Below are 26,695 nucleotides of genomic sequence, written 5' to 3'. Positions count from 1 at the left end.
GGCTGAGGACTGAGGACCCGGCTGTCGCGTCGGGTGGGCGCCGGGTTCCACGAATCCGGAGGCGTTCGGCTGTTCGTCGGCGTGAGTCGGTGTTGCTGGTCAGCCGGGATTCGGCAGGGCCTGCAGTCGGGTGAACGCGTGGTGATCGTGTCGGTCCAGGGCCAGTGGCGGGCCAGGCGGAGGATGCGTTGGCGGCCGGTGGCGACCAGGCGGGCTGCAGTGGAGAACAGTCGGAGCCGCAGGCGTTTGGGTTCCCAGCTCGGCGGGCCTGGCCGGTCAGGGCGAGCATGGGCATCCAGGCCAGCAGGTCCAGGGCGATCTGGACGACCTCCAGCCAGACCTGGTTCTGGGTGGCGTCGTGCAGCGGAAGGTTGCGCAGGGCCGGTCTCGCGGGCGGCCCGGATACGGTCCTCGGCGCGGGCGCGCCGGCGGTGCCGCAGCTCCAGACGCGCGATCGCGGCGTGGGTGGTGTTGGTGGCGAAGCAGGTCAGACGCATCCCGTCGGCGTCGCTGAACCTCAACTGCGCACCGGGATGCCGCCGTTCCTTGTGCACGATCAGCCGCATTCCGGCGGGCCAGCTCTTGAGGACGTCACCGGCCAGTTCAGCTACCCAGGCACCGTCGCGGACCTGGCCGTCGGGTTCGACCGCTGGGGTCCAGGCCGAGGCAGGAACGTGCAGGACAGCGCGGTGGACGGCCTCGGTGATTGTCCTCCCGACCGAGTAGGACAGCCACCGACCCCGCGCGGTCAGCCAGTTCAGGAAGTCGTGGGTGCCGCCGGCGGAGTCGGTGCGTATCAGGGTCCCCGCCGGCCGCGCCGGTGGCGTTTCGGTAGCTGGGCCAGAGCCAGGCGGGTCGTGGTGATGTGGTCGGCTGCGGTGTTGCTGCCCGCGTTGCCCGGCCGCAGTAGCCCGGCAACCGGCTCCCCGGCCCCGGCCGCTCCGTGGTCGACGAACGCGACCAGCGGATGGTGCCCGAAGGTCCGCTTCCAGGTCGCCGCAGCGTCCTGCTTGTCGGAGTGCGCCAGGACCAGCACACCGTCGATGTCCACGACCACCTGGCCACCCGCGTCGGGGGCATCGGCATTGGCTAACTTCCGCACCCGCTCGCGGACTTCGGCCCTTGCCCGGCGGATCGCCGTCAGCGCGCGAGGGCCGGCGGTGGCCAGGGTGTCGACCAGCCTGGAGACGGTGGGATCGGAGGCCACCGGTCCGAACACCTGCGGCTCGGCCCGCAGCACGGCCACGTCCGACAGGCAGTCCCCGCCCAGCGCCACCGCCAGCGCGAGATCCAGCAGCACCTTGCCCGGATCGTGCACCGCCCGCGGCTTGCGCCACGGTTCCAGCGCCGCCGATATCGCACTGTTCAGGCCGGTCTTGCGGACCGTCTCCACCGGGCCTTGACCGCTCCTCCGACGCTTCATCCGCACGCTGGCCGGCGACACCACACTGTGGAGCGACGACGTGTGGGTCGTGGACTCCACGCCGTCGAGTGTGGCCACTCACGCGAGACCGTCAAGTGCTCCGACCTGGCCGGATGGGCGCAGTACGGGTACTACGCCAGCCACAGTCGATACTTCTGGGGACTACGGCTGCACCTGGTGTGCACCCTGCACGGCTTCCCCGTCGCGTTCGCGCTGACCGGCGCCAAAGCCGACGAACGCGAGACCCTGCTGGACCTGCTCGCCGTCCAGCCCCGACTCCTCGCCGACCGCCCCGGGCAAACACTGATCGGAGACGAGAACTACTTCCGGCCGCGACTTCGAGCAGCAGCTGGTCGAGCTGGACATCCGGCTGCTCCGGCCGGCTCGCAGGGGCGAGGCAGAGCGGGCCGGAGCGCAGCTGTTCAAGCCGCTGCGGCAGGTCGTCGAGTCGGTCAAGGAGACCTTCAAGGGTCAACTCGACCTCGAACGACACCGCGCCCGCACCCCCGGCGGCGTGGCCATCCGCGTCCTGCAACGCATCCTCGCGCTCACCGCCGTCATCTGGCACAACGACCACACCGGCCAGCCGACCATGCGCTCGCTGATCGCCTACGACCACTGAACCACTTGGAATCGATCATCTGGGCAGGCGGTCAAGGGACTTCGGCGTCACCGTTGATGGCGGCGAGCCGGTTCATCGGCCGATGAACCGGGCCGCTGATCGAGATGACGTCGCAATGGTGAAGTGGCTGGGCGGATGAGCTCGCACCCCGACCACCAGCTCCAACTGCCCACCGTCCAGGGCAAGCAGGTGCCGCCGTTCCCCGGCCCTGCGGTTGTCCGAGGTCTTCCGAGGACTGGCTCATTCGGCCGGCAGGGGAAGTACTGAGGCGGGTGAGGTGATGGGGAAGGGGGCTGCGGCCGGCTTCAGGGCTCCGGAGCCTCGGTCGATGTGGAAGACGGTCACGGAGTCCGAACGCTGATTGGCGCAGAACAGCAGGCTTCCATCGGGTGAGAGGGCGATGTCGCGTGGCCAGGTACCGCCGCAGGGCACTGTTCCCAGGAGCTGCAGCCTGGATCCGTCTGCCGTGATCGCGTGGGTGGCGATGGTGTCGTCACCGCGGTTCGAGGTGTAGACGAACCGGGCGTCGAGGGAGAGGCGGATCGCTGCGGGGTAGTTCGCCCCGGTGGCGTGGGGATGACGGACCGGGAGGTCGAGGCCGGGGTCCACGGATCCGGATTCGGGGTCGAAGGCGCAGATCGTGATGCTTGAGGAGAGCTCGTTCAGGAGGTAGATGTATCGGGCCGATGGGTGGAACACGAGATGGCGGGGGCCGCGTCCTACAGGCAGGTGGATGGTCAGATGGAGTGTGAGCGTTCCGGTGGTGGCGTCGAATCTGTATGTGTAGAGGCTGTCTGTGCCGAGGTCGGTGCAGAGGACGAAGCGGCCGTCGGGGGATACGGCGGCCATGTGGGCGTTCGGCCCCTCCAGGAGCCCTTCCCGGGGGGAGCGCCCGGGGTGACGGAAGAGCTGGGATGGCTGGGTCACGGTGATCCGGCCATCCGTGGAGGTGGGGAAGACTGCGAGGGTACCGGAGCCGTAGTCGGTGGCGAAGACGTGCGTGTGACGGGGATGGATCGCGATGTGGCAGGGCAGGGAGCCTCCGGTGGAGGCGGCGGTGAGTGGTCCGTGCAGGCCGCGCCGTCGGTCGAGCCCGGTGGAGACGACTTGCCCGGCCTCTTGTTCGACGGTGCTGTGCACGATCCCATGAGGGGCGTCGAAGGCGGAGTAGGACGGGCTGGTGATGGACAGGACCTGCTCATGGGTCAGGTGCCCGGAGTCGTCGTAGCGGGTGAGGTGCAGTCCGCCGCCTTCGGGTGGGTTCTGGCCGGTTCTGCTGGTGTAGCTCCCGATGAGCAGCAGGTTTCCGGGGGTGCGGGGCTCGGGGCTTCGTCGGATGGACAGGGGGTCGGCCGGTGTGGTCATGTGCATGATCTTGCCTCGTTCGTCGTCACCATTCGGCCAGTGATCCGTCGGCGTGGCGCCAGAGGGGGTTGCGCCATCGGTGGCCCGTTGCAGCGGCGCTTCGTACCGCGGCCTCGTCGACGTCGATGCCGAGACCTGGTGCGTTCGAGCGTGTGACGTGTCCGTCTTGGTGGGCGAAGATCTCGGGATCGATGAGGTAGTCGAGGAAGCCCGTGGGAGAGTCGCCGTAGCCGATGCCGAGGCTCTGTTCCTGGATCAGGAAGTTGGGGGTGGCGAAGTCGATCTGGAGGCAGGCGGCCAGTGCGATGGGGCCCAGCGGGCAGTGCGGCGCGATCTGTACATCGTGGGCCTCGGCCATCGCGGCGATCCGCCGTACTTCGGAGATTCCTCCGGCGTGGCTGAGGTCGGGCTGGAGGACCGCGACACCCGTGGGCAGCACGTCGCGGATGTCCCAGCGGGAGTAGAGGCGTTCGCCGGTGGCCACCGGTATGGAGGTGCTCCGGACGATCCGGCCGAGGTCGCGTGAGTACTCCGGCAGTACGGGCTCCTCCACGAACAGGGGGAGGTGTTCCTCAAGCAGCGGGAGCATCCTGAGTGCCATCGCGGTCGAGGTTCTGCCGTGGAAGTCAATGGCCAGGTCGACGCGGTCGCCTATGGCGGCCCGGACGGCGGCGGTCCGAAGCGCTAGGCGTTTGACGGCCTCGGGGGTGTCCAGGGGGCGTAGCCGGTCGGAGCCGTTGAACTTCATCGCGTCGAAACCTGCGGCCACGGCCTTCTGAGCGCTGTCGGCCAGTTCCTCGGGCTCGTCGCCGTGGATCCAGGAGTAGATGCGGACTCTGTCCCTGACCGGTCCGCCGAGGAGCTCGTAGACGGGCACGCCCAGTGCCTTGCCCTTGATGTCCCACAGTGCTTGGTCGATGCCGGCGACGGCGCTGCTCAGGACTGGTCCGCCGCGGTAGAACCCGCCCTTGGTGAGGGTCTGCCAGGTGTCTTCGATGCGCGATGCTTCGGCCCCGATGAGCAGGTCGGAGAGTTCTCGGATCGCCGCTGCGACGGTTTCGGCCCTTCCCTCGACGATCGGCTCGCCCCAGCCGACGAGGCCGCTGCTGGTCTCGATGCGCAGGAACAGCCAGCGTGGCTGAACGAGGAAGGTCTCCAGTTTTGCGATCTTCAAGGTGTCCTCGGTCTCTCGTGGGGATGCGTGCGGGCCGGTCAGCCGGCCAGGCGCCTCAGTACGGAGGCGAGTTGGGGTGCTTCCTGCAGGACCAGGGCGGCGCCGCCGCGCGCTCCGGCCTGAGTGGCCTCCTCGAACTCGGCGCGCACGACCTCGGTGGTAGAGCCGACGGCCTGCATGGCGCGCCGGCTGATCGCGGCCCTGATGGGATCGAGAACGATGTCCCCCAGGGCGGTGATCGGCCCTCCAACGATGATCCTTCCGGGGTCGAGGAGGTTGCAGACGTTGACCAGGGCGTGACCGACTGCGGCGCCGACGTCGGCGAGCACGCCGAGGCAGGCACGGTCGCCTTCCTGGGCGGCCGCGATCACCTCGCCGATGCCGACGTCGGCACCGAGCAGGGGTCTCACGAGCTGGAGGATGGCCGGCGATCCGGCCTTCTGGACCAGGCAGCCGCGGTTGCCACAGGGGCATGCGGGGCCGTCGAAGTCGACGGAGACGTGACCGAACTCTCCTGCCCCGCCGAGGGCGCCCCGGTAGAGCGTCCCTCCGGTGACGAGGGCTGCACCGATGCCGCTGGTCAGCGACACGTAGAGCATGGTGGAGGCCTGCCGGCCGGCGCCCCAGAGGTACTCGGCCATCGCCTCCAGGCGGGTGTTGTTGTCCACCAGGGTGGGCTGGCCGAAGCGTTCGGCGAACATCGAGCGGACGTTGATGCCTGCCCATGGTTGACCGGGCAGGGACGGCCCCACCACACCGCTCACGGTTGACACCTGGCCCGGTACGCCGACGCCCAGTCCGACCAGGTCGTCCTGTCCGAGTCCATGCTCCTGCAGTGATCCGAAGAGCAGCAGGGCTGCCGCTTCCATGCGCTCGGAGGCGGTGGCGTCGGCGGGGACCCGGACACTGTGGCTGGCGAGTTCGTGGTGCTCCAGGTCGCTGATGTGCACGGCGACCCGGTCGAGGGTGAAGTCCAGGCCGGCGGCGACGCCGGCCCTCCGGCTGATGGCCACCTGCTCGCGGATGCGCCCGTCGAGTGCGCCCGCCGTCGGCACTTCGACCGGGACCAGGACCCCCCGTTCGAGCATCTCGTTGACGATCGTGGAGACCGTGGCCCGCGACACGTCTATCTGTCGGGCGATCTCGGCGCGATGCATGGCGCCGTTCTTCAGCAGGAGCCTCAGGACACGCTCCTGGTTCGTCCGCCGAAGGGACTTCAAAGATCCACCGGTCTGCTCTGTCACAGAGGAGACAGTGCCATGCGCTCCGAAAGTGCGTCAATACTCCTAACGAATGGGTCACGCATGTCAAATGTGTGTTGAGAGTGTTGACACTCATTGGAGCTGGGCCCCTAAATGAGGCACCACCACAAGGACCGGGTACACCGGACCGTTCATGGAAGTGGGGCGAGAACTTGCCTCAACGACCCTTGTTGCTGGTCACCGGCGCCCGGGGTGTACTCGGATCCCTCCTCCGCCCCACACTGCGTGATCAGTACTCGCTTCGTGTCAGCGATCGCGACGCAGCAGGATCGTCCGGTCCGGACGAGGTTCTCGTCGGCGACCTGACAGACCCAGGCTTCGCAACGGAGGCCGTCGCAGGCGTGGACGCGATCCTGCACCTGGCGGCCTACGCCAGCCCGAGAGCTCCCTGGCCGGCCATCGCGCCCAACATCGCCATGACACACAACGTCCTGGCTGCCGCCGAGCACCACAGCATCGACAAAGTGGTGCTGGCGAGCTCGAACCATGCGGCTGGGCTCAACTACCGCGACGGCGAGTGCCCCGTCGACCCGGCCGCGGCGCCCCGCCCGTGCTGTGCCTACGGCACGGCCAAGTTGGCCGAGGAGGCCCTGGGGCGGCTGCATGCGGTGCGAACCGGTGCGTCCGTCATGAGCATCCGCTTCGGTCTGGTCGGCTGGGCGCTGGCGGAGCGGGACTACAACGCCATGTGGCTCTCGGACCGGGACGCCGCCGCCCTCGTCGGTGCGGTACTGCGCTCGCCCGTCGGCCACGGCGTCTACTTCGGGATGTCCCGCCACGCCGAGGCGTTCTGGAGTCTCGCCAACGCCCGCACCGACCTGGGCTGGAAGCCGCGCGACGTACTACCGGCCCGCGCCGAGAGCCTGCCGTGGGCGCCCTCACCACCCTGCCTGATGTTCGACCCACACACGACCGGTACCACCGCGCCGACAACCTGAACCAAGGGAACAACCATGCAAAGATTCTCCTCCAAGTCCACCAAAGCGGGCGCTGCCGCGGCAGTCCTCGCCGTGCTGGCAACCGCCGCCTGCTCGACGACCTCCGGTGGCACCGGCGACGGCGCACAGGCCTCCAAGCACTTCACCTACTGGTCCATGTGGACCCAGACCGAGCCCCAGGCCCAGGCCCTGCAGAGCTCGATCACCGCGTTCACTGCTGAGACGGGCATCAAGGTCGACGTGCAGTGGCAGGGCCGCAAGGTCCTCGACAAGGTCGGCCCCGCGCTCCTGTCGGGCAACGCGCCCGACCTGGTGGACCAGGGCTTCGACCGCCTGCTCCCGACGCTTGCCGCCAACGGTCAGGCCGAGGACCTCACCCCGGTCCTGTCCATGGACGTCGGCGACGGTAAGAAGGTCGTCGACGTCATCCCGCAGAAGCTCCTGGGTGTGCTTCCGGCGGGCAATAGCAGCACCCCGTGGATGATCCCCTACGAGACGGTTTCCGTCTCCCTGTTCTACAACGGCAAGGACCCGCTGGTTGCCAAGGCCCCGAAGACCTGGGACGACTTCCTGTCCATCTGCCGGGCCGCCAAGACCGCCGGCAAGGCGTGCATCGGGACCGACGGTGACCAGGGCTGGGCCACCCAGTACTGGTTCGACTACCTGCTCCAGCGCAACGGCGGTTCGGTTGCGGCCCTGGCAACGGATAAGAGCGGCGCAGCGTTCAACGACCCGGCCGTACTCAAGACCGCCCAGCAGATCCAGGAGCTGGTCAAGGGCGGCTACCTGGCCAAGGACTACGACGCCACCAAGTACCCCGAACAGCAGAACCACTGGGTGAGCGGCGAGTCCGTGTTCTTCCTCATGGGGAGCTGGCTGCCCAGCGAGGAACAGAAGTTCAAGCCGGAAGGCTTCGAGTTCAAGTCCGTCGCCTTCCCGGTCACCGCCAACCCGGACCGCAACGCCGTCGACGTCATCCCGTTCGGCTTCTCGATTCCCAAGGGCTCCAAGAACGCCGAGGCCGCCGAGAAGTTCATCGCGTTCTTCCTGAAGAAGGACCAGCTCAGCGCGATATCGACGGTGGCCAAGAACATCACCCCCCGCGAGGACATCCCGGCGCCCGCCGAACTGGCCGACGTCGCCCAGGAGCTGAAGGGCGATCCGCTGCGCCTGCCCGACGACAACGTCGATGGCGACTGGCAGGACAAGGTGCTGGTGGCGCAGTTCAACGACCTGTGGTTGGGCAAGGCCGACGCGGCCTCCTTCGTCTCCCGCGCTGCCGGCGCCAGCGCCGGGTACTGGAAGGCCAAGGGCTGATCACCGTGTCCTCTGCAACACGACCCGGGCGGCTGGTGCAGCGCACCCGCCGCCCGGCGGACAGTCCGATGGAACGGGCCCAGCGTCGTACGTTCTGGCCCTTCCTGGCCCCCGCGCTGATCATGTTCGTCCTGTTCTTCGTCGCTCCCATCGTCTTCAGCGGCTGGCTCAGCCTCCACAGCTGGGACGGCGTGACGGAAGTGAAACCGAGGGGCTTCAAGAACTACGTCAACCTCATCCATGACCCGGTGTTCACCACCGCGCTCAAGAACACCGCTCTCATCCTCCTCGTAGGCGGCGCCCTCGTCTTCGCGCTCAGCTTCGCCATCACGGTGCTGCTGCGCGAGATGGCGGGCCGAAAGTTCGTCCGGTACGTGCTGTTCTTCCCGGTACTCGTCAATCCTCTTGTGTTCGGCGTGATGACCGGCCTGCTCTTCAGGCCCTCCGGCATCGTCAACACCCTGCTCGGCCACCTCGGAGTCAGCGACCCGCCGAAGTGGCTCGCCGAACAGAACCTCATGACGATGATCATCGCTGTGACGGTGTGGGCCGGCACCGGTTTCTACACCACGGTGCTGATGTCCGGGGTCGAGCAGATCCCCACGACCTACTACGAGGCCGCCGAACTTGACGGCGCCAGTGCCTGGGGCCGCTTCCGCCACGTAACCCTGCCGCTCTCCTGGGACGTGGTGACCGTCTGCGCGGTCCTCTGGACCATCTCCACCGTCAAGGTGTTCGAACTGGTCCTGGTCTTCGGGGGCAGCACTGGCGGAACCCCGCCGAACGGCACCTACACCACCGCGCTGTACGTCTACGAGAGCGCATTCTCGGCGAGGAGTGCCCGGGACTTCGGGGTCTCCTCGGCGGCCGCGTTGGTCAGCCTCGTCCTCATCACGGTCGTCGCAGTAGTCCTGCGGCGGATGCTGCGCCGTGACTCGATCCAGCTCTCGTAGCCCATGAACGCCCCAAGGGATCCGCAATGACCGTGACAACACGAGCCCCCGGCACGAGCCGGGTCAACCGGCCCGGGCACACATCCGGCCGGCGCCCCCGGGGCCCCCGCGACGCCCTGGCCTACCTGCGGCCGCGGCACCTGGGCGCCGGAGCGATCCGAGCCCTGTGCGCAGTGAACATCCTGTTGCTCCTCTGGATGGTGCTCACCTCGTTCCGCGACACCAAGTCGATATTCGAAAGTCCCGTCGGACTGCCCACGCATCCGCAATGGGACAACTACACGCGGGCCTGGCAGACCGGCGGCTTCGGCCCCGCGCTGGTGAACTCTCTCCTCGCGTCGGTCGGTTCCGCGGTCATCGCCGTGGCCATAGCCGCCCCCGCCGCGTACGCGCTCTCGCGGACCAAGCGGAAGGTGGGAAGCCCGCTGACGATGCTGTTCGCGCTCGGTCTGGGCGTGCCGACACAGCTGATCATCATCCCGGTCTACGTGGCGCTCGCCAAAACCCAGGCCCTCACTCACCTCAAGCTGCTCGACAGCATGCAGGGCCTCATGTTCGTGTACGTCGGTCTCGCCATGCCGTTCACGGTCTTTCTCCTGACCGGCTACTTCCGCTCCCTGCCGGTCGAGGTCGAGGAGGCCGCTTGCCTCGACGGAGCCGGGGCCCTGCGCACCTTCGTCCAGGTGGTGCTCCCCATGGCCCGCAACGGCTTGATCACCGCGTTCACCATGCAGGTGCTCGGCGCGTGGAACGAGACGCTGTTCGGACTGGTCCTGCTGACCAGCTCGGACAACAGGACTCTGCCTGTCGCCCTGCTGTCCTTCATCGACCAGCAACAGTTCCAGGGCACCGACTGGGGCGGCATGTTCGCCGGCGTAGTACTCATCATGGTGCCGGTGCTCACCGTCTTCGCGGTCCTCGGCCAGCGCCTCATCTCGGGTATGACCGCCGGGGTGAGCAAGTGAGCGCCTTCACCCCCGCTCCCGATGCAGGGACGCGCCTGCTGGCCGCGCTGAGGACTCATCGGCTGCTCGCCATCCTGCGCTCAAACGACGGTTCCGTCCTGCTGCCGGCCATCCGTGCCCTCGTCGACGCCGGGGTGCGCTGCCTGGAGGTGACGCTGCCGACCCCCGGGAGCCTCGCTGCCGTCGAGGTCGTGCGCAGGACGTTCGCCGACGACGTCATGATCGGCGTCGGCACCGTGCTCTCCGCCAAGGTCGTCCAGCACGCCGCGAACTCGGGCGCTCAGTTCATCGTCAGCCCCAACTTCGACCAGCCCGTCGTCCAGGCCGCCCAGAAGCTCGGTCTCGCAACTCTTCCCGGGGTGTTCACCCCGACCGAGGCGGTGGCGGCCTGGCAGGGCGGCGCAACCGCGGCCAAGCTGTTCCCCGCCCATGTCCTCGGTCCGGCCTTCGTGGCGGCCCTGCGCGGCCCCCTGCCCGACCTGCCCTTCGTTGCCACCGGAGGGATCGCGCTCGACGATGTCAGTGCGTGGATCAACGCGGGCGCAGTGGCCGTCGCGGTGGGCTCCCCACTGCTCGGCGAGGCGCTGATCGGCGAGGATCTGAGTGTCCTGACCCGGCGCGCCGGCCAGTTCGTCGCTGCGGCGGCCAGTGGCTGGCATGGCTGAGCTGGCCGTCCTCGGCGAGACCATGGCAGCCCTGGCCGCCATGCGCATCGGTCCCCTGCGCCACGCGCGCTCCCTCGAACTGTCGATCGCCGGTTCGGAATCCACGGTGGCCGTCGGAGCGTGCCGCCTGGGCCGCTCGGCGGCCTGGATCGGACGCCTCGGCGCCGACGAGCTCGGTGCACTCGTGCGCGCCACGCTACGAGCCGAGGGTGTCGCGGTGCATGCGGGCGAGGACCCGCTCGCCGCCACCGGCCTGATGATCAAGGAGAGGCGTACCGCGGACCAGCGCCGTGTCCACTACTACCGGTCGGGCTCGGCCGGGTCACGTCTGAGCACCGCCGATCTCCCCGACAACGTGATCGAGCAGGCTGCGATCCTGCACACCGGCGCGATCACCCTCGCGCTGTCCGAGACTGCCGCCGCGGCGGTGGACGAGGCCGTTCGCCGGGCACGGGCGGCCGGCACGCTGGTCTCCTTCGGCGCCAACTACCGGGCGAAGCTGTGGGCGGCGGAGGAATTCCGCTCCGCCGTGACGCGACTGCTGCCCTCCGTGGACCTGCTGTTCGCAAGCCTGGAGGAGGCGCAGATACTTCTCGGCAGCGACATCACCGAACCGGCCGTCCTGGCCGGGGCCCTTTTGGAGAGCGGACCCCACACCGTTGTCCTCACCATGGGCGCCGACGGCGCGCTCTCCGCCGGCCCGCGAGGCATCCTGCGCGGCACGGCAGAGGCTGTGACCGAGACCGACCCCGTTGGAGCCGGCGATTCGTTCGTGGCCGGATATCTCGTCGGTGTGCTTTCCGGGGCCGATGAGGCGACACGCCTGGCCATCGCGGGCCGCGTCGCGGCTTTCTCCGTCTCGGCCCAGGGCGACTGGGAAGGCCTGCCGTCCCACGCCGAGTTCGTCCAGAGCGCCGCGGCACCCGGAGAGGTCAGCCGCTGAGCCACCTCGACTCTCGTGGTGCCCGCCGGTCGGCGGACACCACGAGGACCAAGATCGACCGACCAACGAAAGGCAAGAGACGACCCCCCCATGAATCTCCTGAAGCCTTCTCGACTCAAACGCGCCGCGACCACCCTCGTGGCCGCGGCCTGCATCGCACCCCTCGCCGTCATCGCCGGAGCCACGGCGACCCCCGCCGCGGCCGCCACCGGCAGCGGCACCATCACGGGCATCGCAGGGAAGTGCCTCACCGATTCGGGTGCCAGCACCGCCAACGGAAACCCGATCACCATCTCCACCTGCAACGCCGGCGCCGCGCAGAGCTGGACTCCGGCAGCCGACGGCAGCATTCAGGTCTTCGGCAAATGCCTCGACGCCACGAACGGGGCCACCGCGCCGGGTACGCTCATCCAGCTCTACGACTGCAACGGTTCCGGCGCCCAGCGGTGGACCCTGGTGAACAACGGCACGATCGTCAACACCAAGTCGGGAAACTGTCTCGACGTCGTGGGCGGTTCCTCCACCGATGGCACGAGGACCGCACTCGCCGCCTGCGGAACCGCGACCAGCCAGATCTGGACGCCGCCGAGCACCCCTGCGCCCACCGTGGCCAACCCCGGCACGCGCGTGAGCACCATCGGGGTGGCCACCGGTCTCCTGCCCACGGCATCGGGCGGCGTCGCGCCCATCAGCTGGTCCGCCTCGGGCCTGCCCGCAGGGATGCGGCTCAACTACGTCACCGGAACGGTCGTCGGCACGCCGGCTTCAACCGGTGCCGCGACGGTCACCCTGACCGCAACCGACAGCCGCCGAAACAGCGCAAGTACCACCTTCACGTGGAACATCACCTCGGCGACCACCGCGACGTCCTGGTACGTCGACTGCTCGGCGCCCGGCAACGGGTCCGGGACCCAGTCCTCCCCGTGGAACACGCTGGCCTCCGCGAACGGCCACACGTACACCCCGGGCGAGTCGTTGCTGATCAAGGCAGGCACCACCTGCAACGGGCAGCTCGCCCCCTCGGGCAGCGGCAGCGCGACGGCACCCGTCACCCTCGGCTCCTACGGCACCGGCACCCGCCCCGTGATCGCCGCCGGCGGCACGACCACCTCCGCGGTCCTGCTGCACAACCAGTCCTACTGGATCATCCAAGGCCTGGAGGTCACCAACAATGCCGCCACCGAATCCCAGCGCTCCGGCATCCTCGTCGTCGTCGACGACCTCACCGAACACGACAGCATCACCATTCGCAACAACGTGGTCCACGACGTGATGGGTGTCTCCGACCGGGGAGCGAACCACACTGGCTTCTACCTCTCCCACGGCATCGGCGTGGACCTGCCGACCGACGGCAGCTTCGTGAAGGGCATCACGATCTCGGGCAACTACGTCCGTGACAGCCACGTCAACGGCATCGGCCTCTACGGCAACCAGGCCACCGGGGAGAACAGCAACGCAGTCCACAACCGGTTCGTGCATATCTTCGGCAACACCATCCAGCGGAACACCAGCGACGGCATCGTGATCTGCGTCTCCGACTCCCCGCTGGTGGAGTACAACACCTCGGACAGAGCCGGGACCAACGCGATCAACCCCGAGAACATCGCCGGCATCTGGGGCTGGGCCGACGACAACCCCACGTTCCAGTTCAACGAGGTGTCGAACATCGTCGCGCAGACCTTCGACAGCGAGGCCTGGGACTGCGACGGCTTCATGACCGGAACCTGCACCTACCAGTACAACTACGACCACGACAACTTCGGCGGCATCTTCCTGCAGTGCAGTGGCTGCGGAGGCGGAACGACGCCCTCGATCGTGTTCCGCAACAACGTCTCGGTGAACGACTGCCGCATCATCAACACCGGCTCGCCCTACAACTTCCTGTTCGCCAACAACACCATCGACTGCCGCGGGAAGGCAGCCACGATTCAGCTGCCGAACCAGACGACCGTCGCGAACAACATCTTCACCGGCGCCGCGGCGGGATCGACGCTGCCCGTCGGCCCGGCCTACCAGCACAACACGTACGTCGGGTTCGCCGCACCGAGCACCGACCCCGCAGCCTCCACCGCAGACCCGAAGTTCACCGCCCCGGGAACCGCCAACTACAGCATCAACTCCGTCGGGGGATACCAGCTCGCCTCCGGATCGCCCGCCTACCAGAGTGGGATCGCGCTCAGCGGCACCTCGGCCGTCGACTACTGGGGAAACCCGGCCGGTCCGACCACGCCGAACCGCGGAGCGTACGGCGGCCCCGCCCTCGCAGCGGCCACGTGCACGGACGACGGCGCGGCCACAGTGGTGTACGCCGGCCCCTGGAGCTCCGGGGGCAGCACCACCTGCAGTAATCACAACGACCACTACACCAACGGCTCGGGCGCGTCGGCGTCCTTCACGTTCGCCGGAACGGAGGTGACCTACTACGCCTCACAGACCGCCGACAACGGAATCGCGTCGATCTCGATCGACGGTGGGACTGCCGTGGACGTCAACCTCTACGCGCCGACGAAGACCCTGGGCCTGCCCGTCTACACCAGCCCGCTGCTCTCCGCAGGCAGCCACACGGTGGTGGTGAGCTCCACCGGGCGGACCGATCCCCGCTCCTCCGGGACGTTCGTCAGCCTCGACGCCTTCAGCGTGAGGTAGTACTCCGTCACCTCGGACCGCGGCGCACCACGGTGCGCCGCGGTCCCTGGGCGTCGGTTGGGTCGGGCGAGGCACAGCGCTGGTCCATGGCTCCACTGTCGGAACAGGCGGGCGTTGTCGACGGAGCACAGCAGCTCCTTCCGCAACCTTCCACAACGAGGCACGTCCGCCCGCAACGCACACCAGTCATGCTCTACCGCGGCCGAGCGCGGCCGGCATCGTCGGCGTGATGAACAGACGGCGGCTCGTCCTCGCTCGAAACATCGGGTCGGCCCGATGAGTCCAGTGCGTCGACCCGCCGCCAGCACCTCAGTGAATGGCGGAGGTTCCCTTTGAGCACCGCGTAGGTGCTGACGTCCCGTGGCAGGGCATCGCGTTCGACGCGGGAAGGCAAGTCCAGATGGGACGTCCGGCGAAGTACTCGGACGAGTTCCGACGTGATGCTGTCGCGTTGTACCGAGCCGCAGGCGGCCGACGCACGTTCGCCGCGGTCGCGAGGACGACCGCGGTCAACCACGAGACCCTGCGGAACCGGGTGCGGGCCGCCGACGCCGAGACGGCGGTGCCCGGGCCGGCGCTGAACGACGGCGAGCGGGCCGAGCCCGTGCGGCTTCGTAAGGCCGAGCGCGAGTGGCGGGTCCGTACAGCCAGCCAGCGGTGTAACTCGGGTTGTGTGAGTTACCGGCGGCCGACCGAGAGTAGACCGTCGAAGGCGATGTCGAACGCCTGGAGTGCGGGCTTCCACCTCATGGTTCAGCGCTTCCGTCCCTGGCCGGTGGGATCAAGGCTCATCACGGCCGGGTAGACGCACTTGAGCGCCGCTGTCTCCGTGGGGAAGTGCCCGCGGGCTCGGACCGCCTTGCGTATGCGCGCGTTGACCGACTCGATGGCGTTGGTCGTGCACACGATAGGGCGGATCTCCGCGTCGAACCGGAGGAACGGTACGAACTCGGCCCAGGCGTTCTCCCAGAACCGAACGACCGCCGAGTACTTGGCGCCCTCACCCCGTCGCCGGCCCACAGCCCGAGGATGTCGCGGGTGCCGTCGACGTTGGCGGCCAGGGCGACGTGGACCGGTCGGTTCGCCACGTGCCCGTCGCGGACCGTCACGTGCACGCAGTCGATGGAGGTCACCGGGCAGACCGGGCAGACCGGGCCGACCGGGCCGAGCGGCCTGTTCTGCCAGTCCGGCATCCCGTCCGTGACCTTGTGGGTGATGCTGGAGATGGTCGTCTTCGACACGTTCGAGCCGTAGGCCTCGGCCAGGTGGGCCGAGATGTCACCGTGCGTCGGACCCCTGGTGGACAGTGACAGCACCATCTCGTCCACGCCTGCCAGGCGGCGCTGCCGCTGCTTGACGATCTGAGGCTCGAAGCTCCCGTCCCGGTCGCCGGGCACCTCGATCGCGACCGGGGCGACCTCGGTCAGCACGGTCTTGGACCGGATCCCGTCGTGGGAGTTGCCGCTTCCCACCCCGGCCGGGTCGTGCTTCTCGTAGCCGAGGCGGTCGGTGATCTCGCCTTCGAGGGCGGACTCCAGCCCGCGCCTGGTCAGCTGCTGAAGCAGTCCGCCCGTGCCGGTCACTGCAGGCCGCCTGCACGGGCCCGGTTGACCAGCTGCCCGGTCAACCGGTCATCCAGCAGGTCCGCCGACAGCTCTGCCAGCCGGACCTCTTCAACCGCCTCAACCGAGACAGTCATGTCGCTCAGCAGGTGCTACTTCCACGATCGGGAGTTACACCGATGACCGACGGACCCCGACCCGGGGTTCGATTCCCGCGTCGGGGTCCTGTGCGTGTCGGGGACGTCGGCGGCGACCGGCCGGGCAACCTCTATGGCTGCCCAGGCCGGCGCGCGCCGGCTCGGCCGGCGCAGGTCACTGCGCCGGCCGAGCCCTGATGGTCAGAAGTTGTAGACCTCGAAGGAGTAGAGGGAGTAGCCGAAGGTGGTGCCGCGGGTGGTGCCGTTCATTCGGATGTAGCGGCCGGAGCCGGTGAGGCCGGTGAGGTCGTTGGTGCCTCCAGTGCCGGTGGTGGTGGTGTAGATGGTGGTCCAGGTGGTTCCGTCGTTGGAGGTCTGGATCTGGTAGGCCTTGCCGTAGGCGGCCTCCCAGGTCAGCTTGACTTCCTTGACGGACTGGGTGGTGCCGAGGTCGATCTGCAGCCACTGCGGGTCGGAGTAGTTGCTCGCCCAGCGGGTTGCGGGCTTGCCGTCGGTCGCGAGGGTGGCGCCGAGGGTACTGACCTCGACGGAGGATGCGGTGGTGGGCCGGCCCTGGGCGAGGTCGGTGCCGGTGACGGTCCAGGTGAGGATGGTGTAGCCGGAGGCGCCGGTGGTGTCGGTGGCGGTGACGGTGACGGCGGTGGTGCCGACGCTGACGGGGGTGCCGGTGATCTGGCCGGTTCCGGCGTTGATGGTCAGGCCGGGGGGCAGGCCGGTGGCGGTGTAGGTGAGGCTCTGGCCGGTGGCGGAGTCGGTGGCGCTGATCTGGAGCGGGGTGATGGGTGCGCCGGGGGACGTGGTCCGGTTGCCGGGGTTGGTGACGGTGATGGTGTTGGTGTTGGTGCCGCCGACGGCGGTCAGGGTGAGGGTCTGGGCGTTGGCGGGGCGGGTGTCGGAGCCGGTTCCGGCGTTGTCCCAGTTCCGCTGGGGGGAGGTCAGGACGGACTGGGTGCCCTGGTTGGTGAGGCTCAGCGCGAGGCCGCTGTAGCGGTTGACGAGTCGGAAGGCGCCGGTGGGGGTGGAGGCGCCGCTGGGGGTGGGCGTGGTCCGGGTGGCCTGGACGGACCACTGCTGGCCGATGCCGGCGGGGGTGCTGAGGGAGCCGGGGGTGACGGCGGCGCTCCAGGCGCGTCCGGCGTTGCCGGTACCGACGCCCAGTGCCTGGCCGGAGGCGGTGTTGGTGATGGTGTAGAAGCCGTCACCGGTGGCGGTGAACTTCCACTGCTGGGAGGGGGCGGTGCCGCTGGTCACCAGGCTGCTGCCGCTCTGGTCGAGGTAGCGGCCGTTGCCCGCGGCGATCTGGTACGTCCGACCGGTGTCCACCGGGGACGGCAGGTCGGCGCTGGTGCGGGGCGCGACGGTGATCTCCCGCGAGCTGCTCCCGCAGTCGACGAGGCAGTAGGAGCGGAAGGTCTTGCCGAGGACGGTGCCGTCGGTCTTGTTACCGGAGTCGACCAGCCACCGGTACCAGGAGGCGTTCTCGGTGCCCGGGACCAGGCCCATGTCGGTCCACTTCTGGGTGGCCAGGTCGTCGGTGGAGTAGAAGTGCAGGGGGGTGAACACGCGGGTGTTCTGGGCGATGTCGTTCTGCGGGGTGCCGATGTACTTGCCGAGGTAGGCGTTCCAGGCGATGTTCATGACGGTGAGCTGCGAGTTGTCCGGCATGGTGCCGGCGGCGACCTGGGCGGCGGCTCCACCGGTCGTGGACGGCTTGTAGTCCTCGTTCGGTGCGGTATAGCCGGTGCCGCCGCCGTCGGCGGGGATGATGTTGCTCTCGGCGCCGCCGACGCCGGGGGTCTGCCAGGCGCCGTTGTACCACTTCTTCCAGGAGGAGCCCGCCATCTTCCCCGAGATCGGGGCACGGGCGACGTGCTGCTCCCAGATGTTGCCGCCGGCAACACCGGGCTTGGCAATGACGCGGGTGGCGTAGTAGACGTAGAAGTAGCCGGAGGCGTAGTCGACGAACAGGCGCTGGTCGCCGTCGCCGTAGTAGTACGTCTGGTTCGGGAACGCCGCGGTGTCGCCCCGGGTGGTGCTGTAGGGCGAGGTGAGGGCGTGTTCCTGGATGGTCCAGGTGGCGCCGTGGTCCTTGGAGACGGCGTTGTCGATGCCGTCGAAGTGGTAGCCGTCGCCGAAGGGCGAGCCGGTGAACTCGTTGTGGACGAGGCCGTACCACCAGCCGGTGTCGGGGTCGACCCAGACACCGACGAGGTCGCAGTAGTTGGGCTGGGAGTAGGTGGTGCCCGGCCCGGTGGAGGTGGCGGTCAGGCCGGTGGGGCTGTTGTTGCACCGCGAGGTGGTGTTGCTGTTGTCGGGGGTATCGCTGATGGGGTCGCGGGTGGCGCTGTCGTAGTTCGCGCCCGAGTAGAAATGCCACTCCTTGGCATCGTTGCCGTAGCCCGCGTTGGCGTTCTGAAAGTAGAACTTCCCGTCGGCGTCGGTGTAGCCCGCGGTCGGGGCGTCTCCGCCGCCCCCGGAGACGGTGGCTCCCGCGGTGAGGATGACGCCGGGCTGGGGTGCGGTGGTGGAGCCCCACTTCTGGGTGGTCTGCGAGGGGTCGCAGGGGGCGAGTCCGATCCGGGCGTAGTTGACGACGGTCCCCTGGACGGCGAGGCACTTGCCGGACTTGGCGCTGTAGACGGTGCCGTCGGGCAGGTACTTGAACTTCTGCTGGGGGGCGCCGGCGTTGCAGTCGTAGAGCTGGACGAGCGCACCGGTGGCGTTGGAGCCGCCGGTGACGTCCAGGCACTTGGTGGTACTGCCGATGGTGACGGTGAGGCTGCCGTTGTCCTGCCAGGTCCAGTTCTGCGCGCTGGCGCCGTTGCAGGTGAACAGCTGGACGGTCGCGCCGTTGGCGGTGCCGAAGTCGGCGTCGTCCAGGCACTTGCCGCCGATGGTGACGGTGCCGGGGGCACTGGCCGCTTCAGCGGTGGGGGTGACGGTCACGGCCGCGGCTGCGGCCACCGCCAGGGAGAGGGCCGCAGCGAGGCCTGCCCTGGCGGTGGTTGTTCTGTGGCGCATCGTTTCTCCTTACCTAGTGGGGATCGGGTACTGCGGACGAGCGCGGTGTGGAGTGCGCTCAGATCTTGACGTGGGCGACCAGTTGGTCGATGAAGGCGGCCCACTCAAGCCTGGTGGAGGGCTTGCCCTCGATGCCGGGCCGGGTCTGCCAGGGCAGGGGGCCGGTCTCGCGGCGGAATTCCACGCCGACCGCTCCCAGTCGGGGCAGGTGCGCGGCGAGGCGGGTGCGGAAGTCGTCGTAGACGGCGGCGAGGAGGAGTTGCAGGAGTGGCTGGCAGGCGTAGAACACCCAGCGATGTCGCCAGCCTCGATGAAGGAGGAATTGGCCCTCGTCGGCGCGCAGACGGGAGGGGCGGGGCACGAGCATGGCGTCGGTCATCCCTTCACCGCTCCGGCGGAGACCCCGGAGACGAGCTTGCGCTGGATGATCAGAAAGAAGACGACCACCGGGAGGGAGAAGATGACAGACCCGGCCGACCGGCCGCCGAAATCGGTCCCGGCGAGGGGAGTGCTGAAGGAGGCGAGCCACACGGGCACGGTGGAGCGGCTCCGGTCCTTCATGAAGGTGTAGTGATGAGGTAGTCGTTCCAGGCGGCGATGAAGGCAGGGATGCCGGTGGCGACGACGCCGGGGACGACAAGCGGGAAGAGGATCTTGCGCAGGATCTGCCAGGTGGAGGCGCCGTCGATGCGCGCACCGTTCATCGCATTCCCCAGGGGTGCGTCCGGCGGGCCGGCCGCCGGACAGGGGTCACGGGTGTCTGGCCCCGTTGCAGGTAGCGGACGTGCGCGAGTCGCGTCGCCGCGAGGCGGTCGGGGACGGATGTGTAGGGGGTGGACAGGTGGGGGCGGGCAGGGGCTTCAGAGGATCCCCGGTTCCGCGGAGAGGACAGGGCTGGCGGCACCGACACCGAGGAGGACGAGGTCGTCGTCGCCCGCGAGGGAGCGGATCCTCAGAAAGGCGCTGATGGGCGACAGGGTGTGCGCCCTCGCGGTCTCAAGGGCCGTGTCCGGGAGGAGGGGCCTTCGATGGGGTCGGCAGGTTCGGTCAGGACGACCTCATGCAGGTTGAGGACGCTGATGATCGGCGCGAGGACGGTGCCGAGGACCCGCCGGCCTGCGCCGGCGCAGGGACGCCGACTTGCCCACTCGGGCACCGCCGTCCTGACGGGGACCCACGTCGGCGACCAGTCCGTCGCGCGCCAGGTCCGCGACGAGAACCGAGATCGTCGGAGCGGTCAGCCCCGATGGCCGGGCGATGTCGGAGCGGCTCATCACACCCTGGTGGTACAGGGTGGACAGCACCAGCGAGCGTTTGTGGGCTCGGCTGTCCTGCGTGCTTGCCTTCGTGCGACCCGCCGGTCTGCGCCCGGTGGGGGACACCTGGAACAGGCCGCGCTGCAGGCGCGCGGCTTTGTGGGAACAGCAAAGTCGGTCACGCGGGCACTCCCTCAGATCGCCCGTCCGGTCTTTCTTAAGCTGCCTTTACTTAAGATGGTTTAAATATTTGGTCCACGTTCTCGCCCCTGTCAAGAGGTGCGCGGGTCGAAAATCGCACAACTCCCGGGGCTGGTCGCTCAGCGTAAGCAGGGCGATCTGCCGCCGGGGCCCGCGCCGGTCGCAGGTCCCTCCTCGGGGAGCGCCCTGCGGTGCCAGTCGAGATCCGGCGCGAAGGACGGTCATGCAGAGCCACGTTCGGCCCGAGCTGGGATACGCTCCCCGCCAGGGCTGGACCCGCGGGAGGGCTGTACCTGTCGGGCGGCCACTCCGCCCCGGACGTCAAGGAGGCGACTTCCTCCTCCTTGACGTAACTCTCAGCTACTGGCACCGTTGCTTGAATCTGCTTGCTTTGGCGGCCCATCGAGCAGATTCAAGCGGCAGCGCTCCTGCCCGGCGTGGACGAGATGGTGCTGTGGCCGCCCCGAGAACCCGTCTGCGCGACCGCCCTCGGACCGAACGACCAAGGACTCCCTACTCATGGCATTCCGCCTACTCCCGGCCCGACCCACAGGTGCAGCCCCGGCACCCCGCTCCGCGGGAGCCACTGTGGTGAAGGTCCCCGTGCTGCTCGGCGCGGCCGCTGCCTGCGCGGTGACCGTCGGATCGGCCGTCCTCGCGGCACCGGCCGCGGCCGAACCCGCGCCCCAGAGCGTCGACCACCGCGCCGTGGTGCTCGTCAACTTCCGCAACCGCGCACTCGCCGACCCCCAGAAGGCCCACGACCAGGCCGTACAGAACTTCTTCGGCGCCAAGGACTCCCTCGCCGCCTACTACGCCGCGAACTCCGGAAACCGGCTGAGCATCCTCCCCGCCAAGGGCGACGGCGTCTTCGGACCGTTCACGATCGACATGGACGACCCCTCCACCTGCGACACCGGACAGATGAACGACCTCGCCCGCAAGACGATCCCCGACGTGACGTTCGACCACATCTCAGTCGTCTTCAACAGCGCCTACTGCAGCGACTGGTGGGGACTCGGCTCGATGCCCGGCCCCAACTCCTGGTACCACGAAGGCGCCATGGCCGACAAGGCCGCCATCGTCCACGAATCCGGCCACAACCTCGGATTCGCCCACCAGGAACGCCAACTCTGCAAGACCGGCAGCTACACCACCTGCACCGCGGACGGCTACAGCACCCGCACCCCCATGGGCGGAGGCGGCGAGAAGAAGGGCCTCACCGCACCAGAACTCCTCTCCCAGAAGTGGCTCACCGCCCAACAGGTCACCACCCCCTCGACCACCACCACCGTGCACCTCACCCCACTCCACGCACCCGGCACCTCCGGAGTGCGCGCGGTCGACCTCCCCCTCGGCACCGGCAAGGACCGCATCGTCGTCGAGTACCGCGTACCCGACCCCGCCACCGCGGACCGCGACGTCGCCAAGGGCGTGGACGTCTACCGGATACCGGCAGGCCACTACGACCACGCAGTCATGATCAGCAACACCAAACACGACAACAAGACCGCCACCGGCTCCTTCACCACCACCGGCACCCCGCTCTCCGACACCACCGCACACCTATCCATCAGCATCACCCAGACCACCGCCACCGGCGCCGACATCGCCATCAAGTTCGGCGACGACCCCACCACCCCGCCAACCGGCAAGCCCACCACCCCCACCCCGACCCCCACCGACCCGGGAAGCACCCCCACGCAACCCCTCCCCTCCGCCACGCCACCAGCCCCACCCTCCTCCGACCAACCGGACGACCACACCGCCATCGACTCCACCACCCCGACCGCCACACGGACCGACGGCGGATGGCTCGCCCACACCAGCGGCGGCAACACCGGAGCCGGCATCATCGCCGCCCTCATCACCACCAGCGCCAGCACCCTGCTCATCCTCCGCAGACGCCGCACACACCACACCCACCGCAAACACTGACACCGCACCACCCGGTTCCGGGCGGCGCACTCCCGTTGGGAGGCGGAGAGAAGGGCCCGCGTCCGGTGCGGCACTGACCGATACTTCGGGGGCGCTTCATCTCGGCGGTCAAAAGGCGCTGACCCCTTGCCTTCGAGTAGTGACAGGTCTATACCAAATCTGGGTGGGCGCGGTCGGCCGTCATTTGGGCGAGCAGCATGCCTGATTTCGAGCTCGCCCCAGCGGGGGATCGCCGTGCTCGGCCTGTGGGCGGCCCCGCCGACCAGTCATACAGGCCCGGTGGGCAACGGTGATTACCCATGTGACCTGGGTATTCGTACCTGGGTCCGATCCGTCAACCAGTCGCACCGCGGCTCGATCAAAGCGATCGGCACCTGTGCCGGGTGGGCATGGGCGGATCCTCGCAGGACCAACGTCATCCAGGTTCATGGGCTGAAGCATGTTAAATCTTCGACGGAAGTCTTGACGGCACCCATAGGCAGTCTCATGCTGCAACCCAGCAGCGCACCTTTCATGCAGGTGCATCGCCAGGACTGTTCCTGCGCCCATATGCCGCTATCTCCGCTGTTCACAGGAACGACCGCGGTATTCCCTCACCGTGCGGTCCCGGCCAGTCCTGAGCTCGACCCCAACGTATCCCCACGTATCCTTGGAGGTCCTGTGTACAAGTCTCGAAGGCAAGCGAGGCGACGAACGTCCGCTCTCGCCGCCCTGGCTCTGGTCGCGTCAGGTGTCGGTGTGTTGGGCACGGACGCTGGCACCACGGGCGCCGGCGCCACGGCGGTTGCTGATGTCAGCAGCGCGTGTCCGTGGGTGGGTTCCAGCGCCCCGATCCCGCAGCGCGTCAGCCAGCTGATGTCGCAGATGACGCTGGCCCAGGAGGTCCAGCTGATGACCGGGGACGGGCAGTACGCCCAGGGCTATGTCGGGTCCACGGCGCCGATCGGTTCGCTGTGCATCCCTGCGATGCACCTGGAGGACGGCCCGGCCGGGGTCGGCGACAGCCTGGGGGGAGCGACGCAGCTGCCCGCACCGGTCGCCGCCGCGGCCACCTGGGACACCTCGGCCCAGCAGACCTACGGCCGGGTGGTCGGGTCCGAGCAGGCGGCCAAGGGGACCACGGTCCAGCTGGGGCCGACCATCAACATCGTGCGCGACCCGCGCTGGGGCCGCGCCTTCGAGTCCATCGGCGAGGACCCGTACCTCAACGGGCAGATGGGCGCCGCAGACATCCGCGGCGTGCAGTCCGCCGGTGTCATGGCCCAGGTCAAGCACCTGGCGGTCTACAACCAGGAGACCAACCGCGAGCAGGAAAACGCGGTCGTCAGCAACCAGGCGTTGCAGGAGATCTACCTGCCGGCCTTCCAGGCCGCCGTCCAGCAGGGTGCCGCCTCCTCGGTGATGTGCTCCTACAACAAGGTCAACGGCGCCAAAGCATGTGAGAACCCCTACCTGCTCAACACGGTGCTGCGCGGACAGTTCGGCTTCAAGGGTTTCGTCACCTCCGACTGGGCCGCCATACAATCCACCACCGGCGCCGTGAACGCGGGACTGAACCAGAACATGCCGGATGCGGGCGGCTTCTACGGCCAGACCCTGGTGAACGCGGTCAACAGCGGCTCGATCTCCAAGGCCACGGTGGACACGCTCACCGCGCAGATCCTCACCCAGATGTTCGCCTTCGGACAGTTCGACAAGCCCAACCCCGGGTCCTTGAACCAGAACGCCACGACCGCGGCGAACCAGGCGAGCGCCACGCAGATCGCCCAGGAGGGCACGGTTCTGCTGAAGAACAACGGCGGCGCGCTGCCCATCACCAGCCCCGGCGTGCACTCGGTCGCCGTCATCGGCGAGGACTCCGGGCCCCTGACGCGGTACGCGGGCGGCGGCAGCGCGGTGGTCCTGGGCCAGAACCAGGTCACCCCCTATCAGGGCATCGCCACTCGCGCGGCAGCCTCCGGCATCAGCGTCACCCAGGCGTTCGGCCCGCGCAAGAACGGGGCCCTGCCCGATGTTCCCGCAAGTGTGCTGCACCCGTCATCCGGCAGCGGCTCAGGCCTGACCGGCGCCTACTACGCCAACACCAGCCTGTCGGGAACACCGGTGGCCACCCGCACGGACGCCGCCGTCGACTTCAACTGGAGGGGCGAATGGGGTTCGCTCACCCCGCTGCCCGGCCTGATCAACAGCAACGGCGCCAGCTGGTCGGCCAAGTGGACCGGCACCCTGACCCCGCCGACCACCGGGACCTACACGTTCTCCCTGACCAGTGACGACGGCAGCCGCCTGTTCGTCAACGGCCAGCCGGTCATCGACGCCTGGCAGAACCAGGCTGCCACCACCAGGACCGGCACCATCAGCCTGACCGCCGGGACACCGGTGACGATCGAGACCGACTACTACCAGGCCGGCGGCAACGACGCCAGCATCACCCTGGGCTGGCAGCCGCCCGGCACCCCGGACCCGCTGACCGAGGCCGTCGCCGCGGCGAGGAACTCCGACATCGCCGTGGTGTTCGCCGGCAACTACGAGGGAGAGCCCAACGACCTCACCGGGCCCGGGGCCATCGACCTGTCGGCCAACGACAACCAGCTGATCTCGGCTGTCGCCGCGGCCGGCAAGCCCACGGTCGTGGTGCTCCACACCGGCTCCGCGGTCACCATGCCGTGGCTGCCCTCGGTCGCCGGCGTGATCGAGGCCTGGTATGCCGGACAGGGCAGCGGCACCGCCATCGCGAACGTGCTCTTCGGGGACTACAACCCGTCCGGGCACCTGCCGATCACCTTCCCGACCTCGCTCGCCCAGGTCCCGGCCGGCACGCCCGCGCAGTGGCCGGGCCAGAACCTCACAGTGCAGTACCCCGAGGGCGTGAACGTCGGCTACCGCTGGTACGACAGCCAGGGCCTGACCCCGATGTTCCCGTTCGGCTACGGCCTGTCCTACACCACGTTCGCCTTCAGCAACCTGAGCATCAGCCCCCTGACGCGGGGCGGGTCCGCGACGGTGACCGCGACCGTCACCAACACCGGCTCGCGCGCCGGTGCCGATGTCGCGCAGCTGTACGTCACCGACCCGGCCGCCTCCGGGCAGCAGCCACGACATCTCGAGGGCTTCGCCCGGGTGAACCTGCAGCCGGGCCAGAGCCAGAGCGTCAGCTTCCCGCTGACCGAGCAGAACCTGCGGTACTGGAACACGAGCACGGACGCCTGGGCCACCAGCACCGGCGCTTACGGCATCGCGGTCGGCGACGCGGACTCCGCCGCCGCACTCACCCTGACCGGAACCCTGACGGTCTCCGCCGGCCAGCTCGGCCAGCCGGTGAGCGTCACCAACCCCGGCCCGCAGGAGGGCCTGGCCGGCACGACCGTCCCCTCCGTGCAGGTCGCCGCCACCGACACGACCGCCGGGCAGACGCCGGCCTTCACCGCGACGGGCCTGCCCGCCGGAGTGTCGATCTCCTCGACCGGCCTGATCACCGGCACGCCGACGACCACGGGCACCAGCACCGTCACGGTGACCGCCAAGGACGGCAACGGCGCCCAGGCGACAACCTCGTTCACCTGGACCGTCGCACCGGCGGCCACCGTGGCCCGGACCGGACCCGTCACGGGCTACGCCTCACTGTGCCTGGACGTACGCGCAGCCAGCAGCGCCGACCGCACTCCCGTACAGGTGTACACCTGCAACGGAACCGGCGCGCAGAGCTGGACCACCCAATCCGACGGCACACTCCGGGCGTTCGGCAAGTGCCTTGACGTGAACGGCGCCGGCACGGCGGACGGCACACTCGTGCAGCTGTACACCTGCAACGGTACCGGCGCACAGAACTGGCAGCCGCAAGCCACCGGCGAACTGCGCAACCCGGCCTCCGGCAAGTGCCTCACCGACCCCGCCTCCGGCCCCTCCGGCACCCAGCTGGTCATCTTCAGCTGCAGCGCCGGCGCCAACCAGAAGTGGACCCTGCCCTGACCTCTTGACGGCACAACCCCGAACCAGACTGGTCGGCTGCCCCTCTCGCACTCGCGGGATGGGGCAGTCGACCATTTCATGTAAGGCCGAGGCTGCAGCTCGCTCGCAAGTCGCGCAAGTCGTTCGCCCGGACCTCGCGCTGCCTGCGCCAGGTCGAGGAACGGCGCGGCCAGCCCGACGGCGGCCAGCACTGACCCGGGAACCCCGACCGTGGTGTCACCCACTGGGCAGTCCGGTGAACCCTCCAAGTGCCGCCTTTCGCCCGCTCGGCCCGTGACCGCGTGTGGCGACCGGCCTGGCGGCTGCGCGGCCCGTCC

The 26,695-nt window shown here is 68.8% G+C and carries 17 protein-coding genes and 3 pseudogenes; 11 read left to right on the top strand and 9 right to left on the bottom strand.

Features of this window, described 5'->3' with window-relative positions; translation table 11 throughout:
- Positions 1-99: 99 nt before the first annotated feature.
- Positions 100-1,423 (bottom strand): annotated as a pseudogene (locus tag ACFTWP_RS37040) (IS1380 family transposase).
- Here ACFTWP_RS37040 and ACFTWP_RS37035 point away from each other — a divergent pair.
- Positions 1,407-2,045, top strand: a pseudogene (locus ACFTWP_RS37035) (IS982 family transposase); the annotation flags it as partial. The pseudogenes ACFTWP_RS37040 and ACFTWP_RS37035 overlap by 17 nt on opposite strands.
- A gap of 240 nt (positions 2,046-2,285) precedes the next feature.
- On the opposite strand, the gene ACFTWP_RS37030 reads toward ACFTWP_RS37035, so the two are convergent.
- From ACFTWP_RS37030 to ACFTWP_RS37020, 3 genes are read right to left on the bottom strand one after another with little or no spacing between them, the layout of a single operon-like run.
- Positions 2,286-3,410, bottom strand: a complete 1,125-nt coding sequence (locus tag ACFTWP_RS37030) for a lactonase family protein (RefSeq protein WP_380269491.1) — start codon at positions 3,408-3,410, stop codon at positions 2,286-2,288.
- Between the two features lie 25 nt (positions 3,411-3,435).
- Positions 3,436-4,584, bottom strand: a complete 1,149-nt coding sequence (gene dgoD / locus ACFTWP_RS37025; RefSeq protein ID WP_380269490.1) for a galactonate dehydratase — start codon at positions 4,582-4,584, stop codon at positions 3,436-3,438.
- A 38-nt stretch (positions 4,585-4,622) separates the two neighbouring features.
- Positions 4,623-5,828, bottom strand: coding sequence for an ROK family protein (locus ACFTWP_RS37020; RefSeq protein ID WP_380269489.1), 1,206 nt, complete (start codon positions 5,826-5,828; stop codon positions 4,623-4,625).
- 71 nt (positions 5,829-5,899) lie between these two features.
- On the opposite strand from ACFTWP_RS37020, the gene ACFTWP_RS37015 reads away from it, so the two are divergent.
- The 8 genes from ACFTWP_RS37015 (at position 5,900) to ACFTWP_RS36980 (ending at position 15,078) form a co-directional block, all read left to right on the top strand.
- On the top strand, positions 5,900-6,784 hold the full coding sequence (locus tag ACFTWP_RS37015) for an NAD-dependent epimerase/dehydratase family protein (RefSeq protein WP_380269488.1): 885 nt from the start codon (positions 5,900-5,902) through the stop codon (positions 6,782-6,784).
- A 15-nt stretch (positions 6,785-6,799) separates the two neighbouring features.
- Positions 6,800-8,101: an ABC transporter substrate-binding protein gene (locus ACFTWP_RS37010; RefSeq protein ID WP_380269487.1), complete on the top strand. Its 1,302-nt coding sequence runs from the start codon at positions 6,800-6,802 to the stop codon at positions 8,099-8,101.
- A 5-nt stretch (positions 8,102-8,106) separates the two neighbouring features.
- Positions 8,107-9,054 carry a carbohydrate ABC transporter permease gene (locus ACFTWP_RS37005; RefSeq protein WP_380269486.1) on the top strand — a complete coding sequence of 316 codons (948 nt, stop codon included), beginning with the start codon at positions 8,107-8,109 and terminating at the stop codon, positions 9,052-9,054.
- Positions 9,055-9,080: 26 nt separating this feature from the next.
- Positions 9,081-10,019, top strand: coding sequence for a carbohydrate ABC transporter permease (locus tag ACFTWP_RS37000; RefSeq protein ID WP_380269485.1), 939 nt, complete (start codon positions 9,081-9,083; stop codon positions 10,017-10,019).
- Complete coding sequence (locus tag ACFTWP_RS36995; protein ID WP_380269484.1) at positions 10,016-10,684, top strand: bifunctional 4-hydroxy-2-oxoglutarate aldolase/2-dehydro-3-deoxy-phosphogluconate aldolase; 669 nt, start codon at positions 10,016-10,018, stop codon at positions 10,682-10,684. Before ACFTWP_RS37000 ends, ACFTWP_RS36995 begins: the two co-directional genes overlap by 4 nt.
- Entirely contained in the window at positions 10,677-11,627 is a 951-nt protein-coding gene (locus ACFTWP_RS36990) for a sugar kinase (RefSeq protein WP_380269483.1), read from the top strand. The genes ACFTWP_RS36995 and ACFTWP_RS36990 overlap by 8 nt, the downstream gene beginning before the upstream one ends.
- Before the next feature lie 90 nt (positions 11,628-11,717).
- Positions 11,718-14,273 (top strand): ricin-type beta-trefoil lectin domain protein, encoded by a 2,556-nt coding sequence (locus ACFTWP_RS36985; RefSeq protein WP_380269482.1) that lies wholly within the window; start codon positions 11,718-11,720, stop codon positions 14,271-14,273.
- Between the two features lie 316 nt (positions 14,274-14,589).
- A complete protein-coding gene (locus ACFTWP_RS36980; protein WP_380269480.1) occupies positions 14,590-15,078 on the top strand; it encodes a transposase in 489 nt (162 codons plus the stop codon).
- Here ACFTWP_RS36980 and ACFTWP_RS36975 read toward each other — a convergent pair.
- From ACFTWP_RS36975 to ACFTWP_RS36955, 5 genes and pseudogenes are all read right to left on the bottom strand, one after another.
- Positions 15,030-15,972: pseudogene (locus ACFTWP_RS36975) on the bottom strand (transposase); the annotation flags it as partial. The gene ACFTWP_RS36980 and the pseudogene ACFTWP_RS36975 sit on opposite strands and share 49 nt — an antisense overlap.
- A gap of 201 nt (positions 15,973-16,173) precedes the next feature.
- On the bottom strand, positions 16,174-19,014 hold the full coding sequence (locus ACFTWP_RS36970) for a ricin-type beta-trefoil lectin domain protein (RefSeq protein ID WP_380269478.1): 2,841 nt from the start codon (positions 19,012-19,014) through the stop codon (positions 16,174-16,176).
- A gap of 58 nt (positions 19,015-19,072) precedes the next feature.
- The gene (locus ACFTWP_RS36965) at positions 19,073-19,393 is read right to left on the bottom strand and encodes a hypothetical protein (protein WP_380269477.1); all 321 of its coding nucleotides are present in this window, start codon (positions 19,391-19,393) and stop codon (positions 19,073-19,075) included.
- The gene (locus ACFTWP_RS36960; protein ID WP_380269476.1) at positions 19,390-19,575 is read right to left on the bottom strand and encodes a hypothetical protein; all 186 of its coding nucleotides are present in this window, start codon (positions 19,573-19,575) and stop codon (positions 19,390-19,392) included. Before ACFTWP_RS36960 ends, ACFTWP_RS36965 begins: the two co-directional genes overlap by 4 nt.
- Complete coding sequence (locus ACFTWP_RS36955; RefSeq protein ID WP_380269475.1) at positions 19,572-19,718, bottom strand: ABC transporter permease subunit; 147 nt, start codon at positions 19,716-19,718, stop codon at positions 19,572-19,574. Before ACFTWP_RS36955 ends, ACFTWP_RS36960 begins: the two co-directional genes overlap by 4 nt.
- A gap of 1,344 nt (positions 19,719-21,062) precedes the next feature.
- Between ACFTWP_RS36955 and ACFTWP_RS36950 the strand changes: the two genes are divergently transcribed.
- Both ACFTWP_RS36950 and ACFTWP_RS36945 read left to right on the top strand, forming a co-directional pair.
- On the top strand, positions 21,063-22,409 hold the full coding sequence (locus tag ACFTWP_RS36950; RefSeq protein ID WP_380269474.1) for a hypothetical protein: 1,347 nt from the start codon (positions 21,063-21,065) through the stop codon (positions 22,407-22,409).
- Between the two features lie 813 nt (positions 22,410-23,222).
- On the top strand, positions 23,223-26,378 hold the full coding sequence (locus ACFTWP_RS36945) for a glycoside hydrolase family 3 C-terminal domain-containing protein (protein ID WP_380269473.1): 3,156 nt from the start codon (positions 23,223-23,225) through the stop codon (positions 26,376-26,378).
- The last annotated feature ends 317 nt before the right edge of the window (positions 26,379-26,695 follow it).

Origin of the sequence: Kitasatospora sp. NPDC057015, from assembly GCF_042673745.1 — a bacterium.
Classification (GTDB): domain Bacteria; phylum Actinomycetota; class Actinomycetes; order Streptomycetales; family Streptomycetaceae; genus Kitasatospora.
Note: the sequence above shows the minus strand (reverse complement) of the source record. Positions and strands in the feature narration are given on the sequence as shown.

Bases quoted from the DNA above. Each gene is read 5' to 3' on its own strand.
- ACFTWP_RS36980 (WP_380269480.1), top strand. From the start codon at position 14,590: ATGGCGGAGGTTCCCTTTGAGCACCGCGTAGGTGCTGACGTCCCGTGG.
- ACFTWP_RS37000 (WP_380269485.1), top strand. From the start codon at position 9,081: ATGACCGTGACAACACGAGCCCCCGGCACGAGCCGGGTCAACCGGCCC.
- ACFTWP_RS37030 (WP_380269491.1), bottom strand. From the start codon at position 3,410: ATGACCACACCGGCCGACCCCCTGTCCATCCGACGAAGCCCCGAGCCC.
- ACFTWP_RS36965 (WP_380269477.1), bottom strand. From the start codon at position 19,393: ATGACCGACGCCATGCTCGTGCCCCGCCCCTCCCGTCTGCGCGCCGAC.
- ACFTWP_RS37010 (WP_380269487.1), top strand. From the start codon at position 6,800: ATGCAAAGATTCTCCTCCAAGTCCACCAAAGCGGGCGCTGCCGCGGCA.
- ACFTWP_RS36990 (WP_380269483.1), top strand. From the start codon at position 10,677: ATGGCTGAGCTGGCCGTCCTCGGCGAGACCATGGCAGCCCTGGCCGCC.
- ACFTWP_RS36955 (WP_380269475.1), bottom strand. From the start codon at position 19,718: ATGAACGGTGCGCGCATCGACGGCGCCTCCACCTGGCAGATCCTGCGC.
- ACFTWP_RS36970 (WP_380269478.1), bottom strand. From the start codon at position 19,014: ATGCGCCACAGAACAACCACCGCCAGGGCAGGCCTCGCTGCGGCCCTC.
- ACFTWP_RS36960 (WP_380269476.1), bottom strand. From the start codon at position 19,575: ATGAAGGACCGGAGCCGCTCCACCGTGCCCGTGTGGCTCGCCTCCTTC.
- ACFTWP_RS36985 (WP_380269482.1), top strand. From the start codon at position 11,718: ATGAATCTCCTGAAGCCTTCTCGACTCAAACGCGCCGCGACCACCCTC.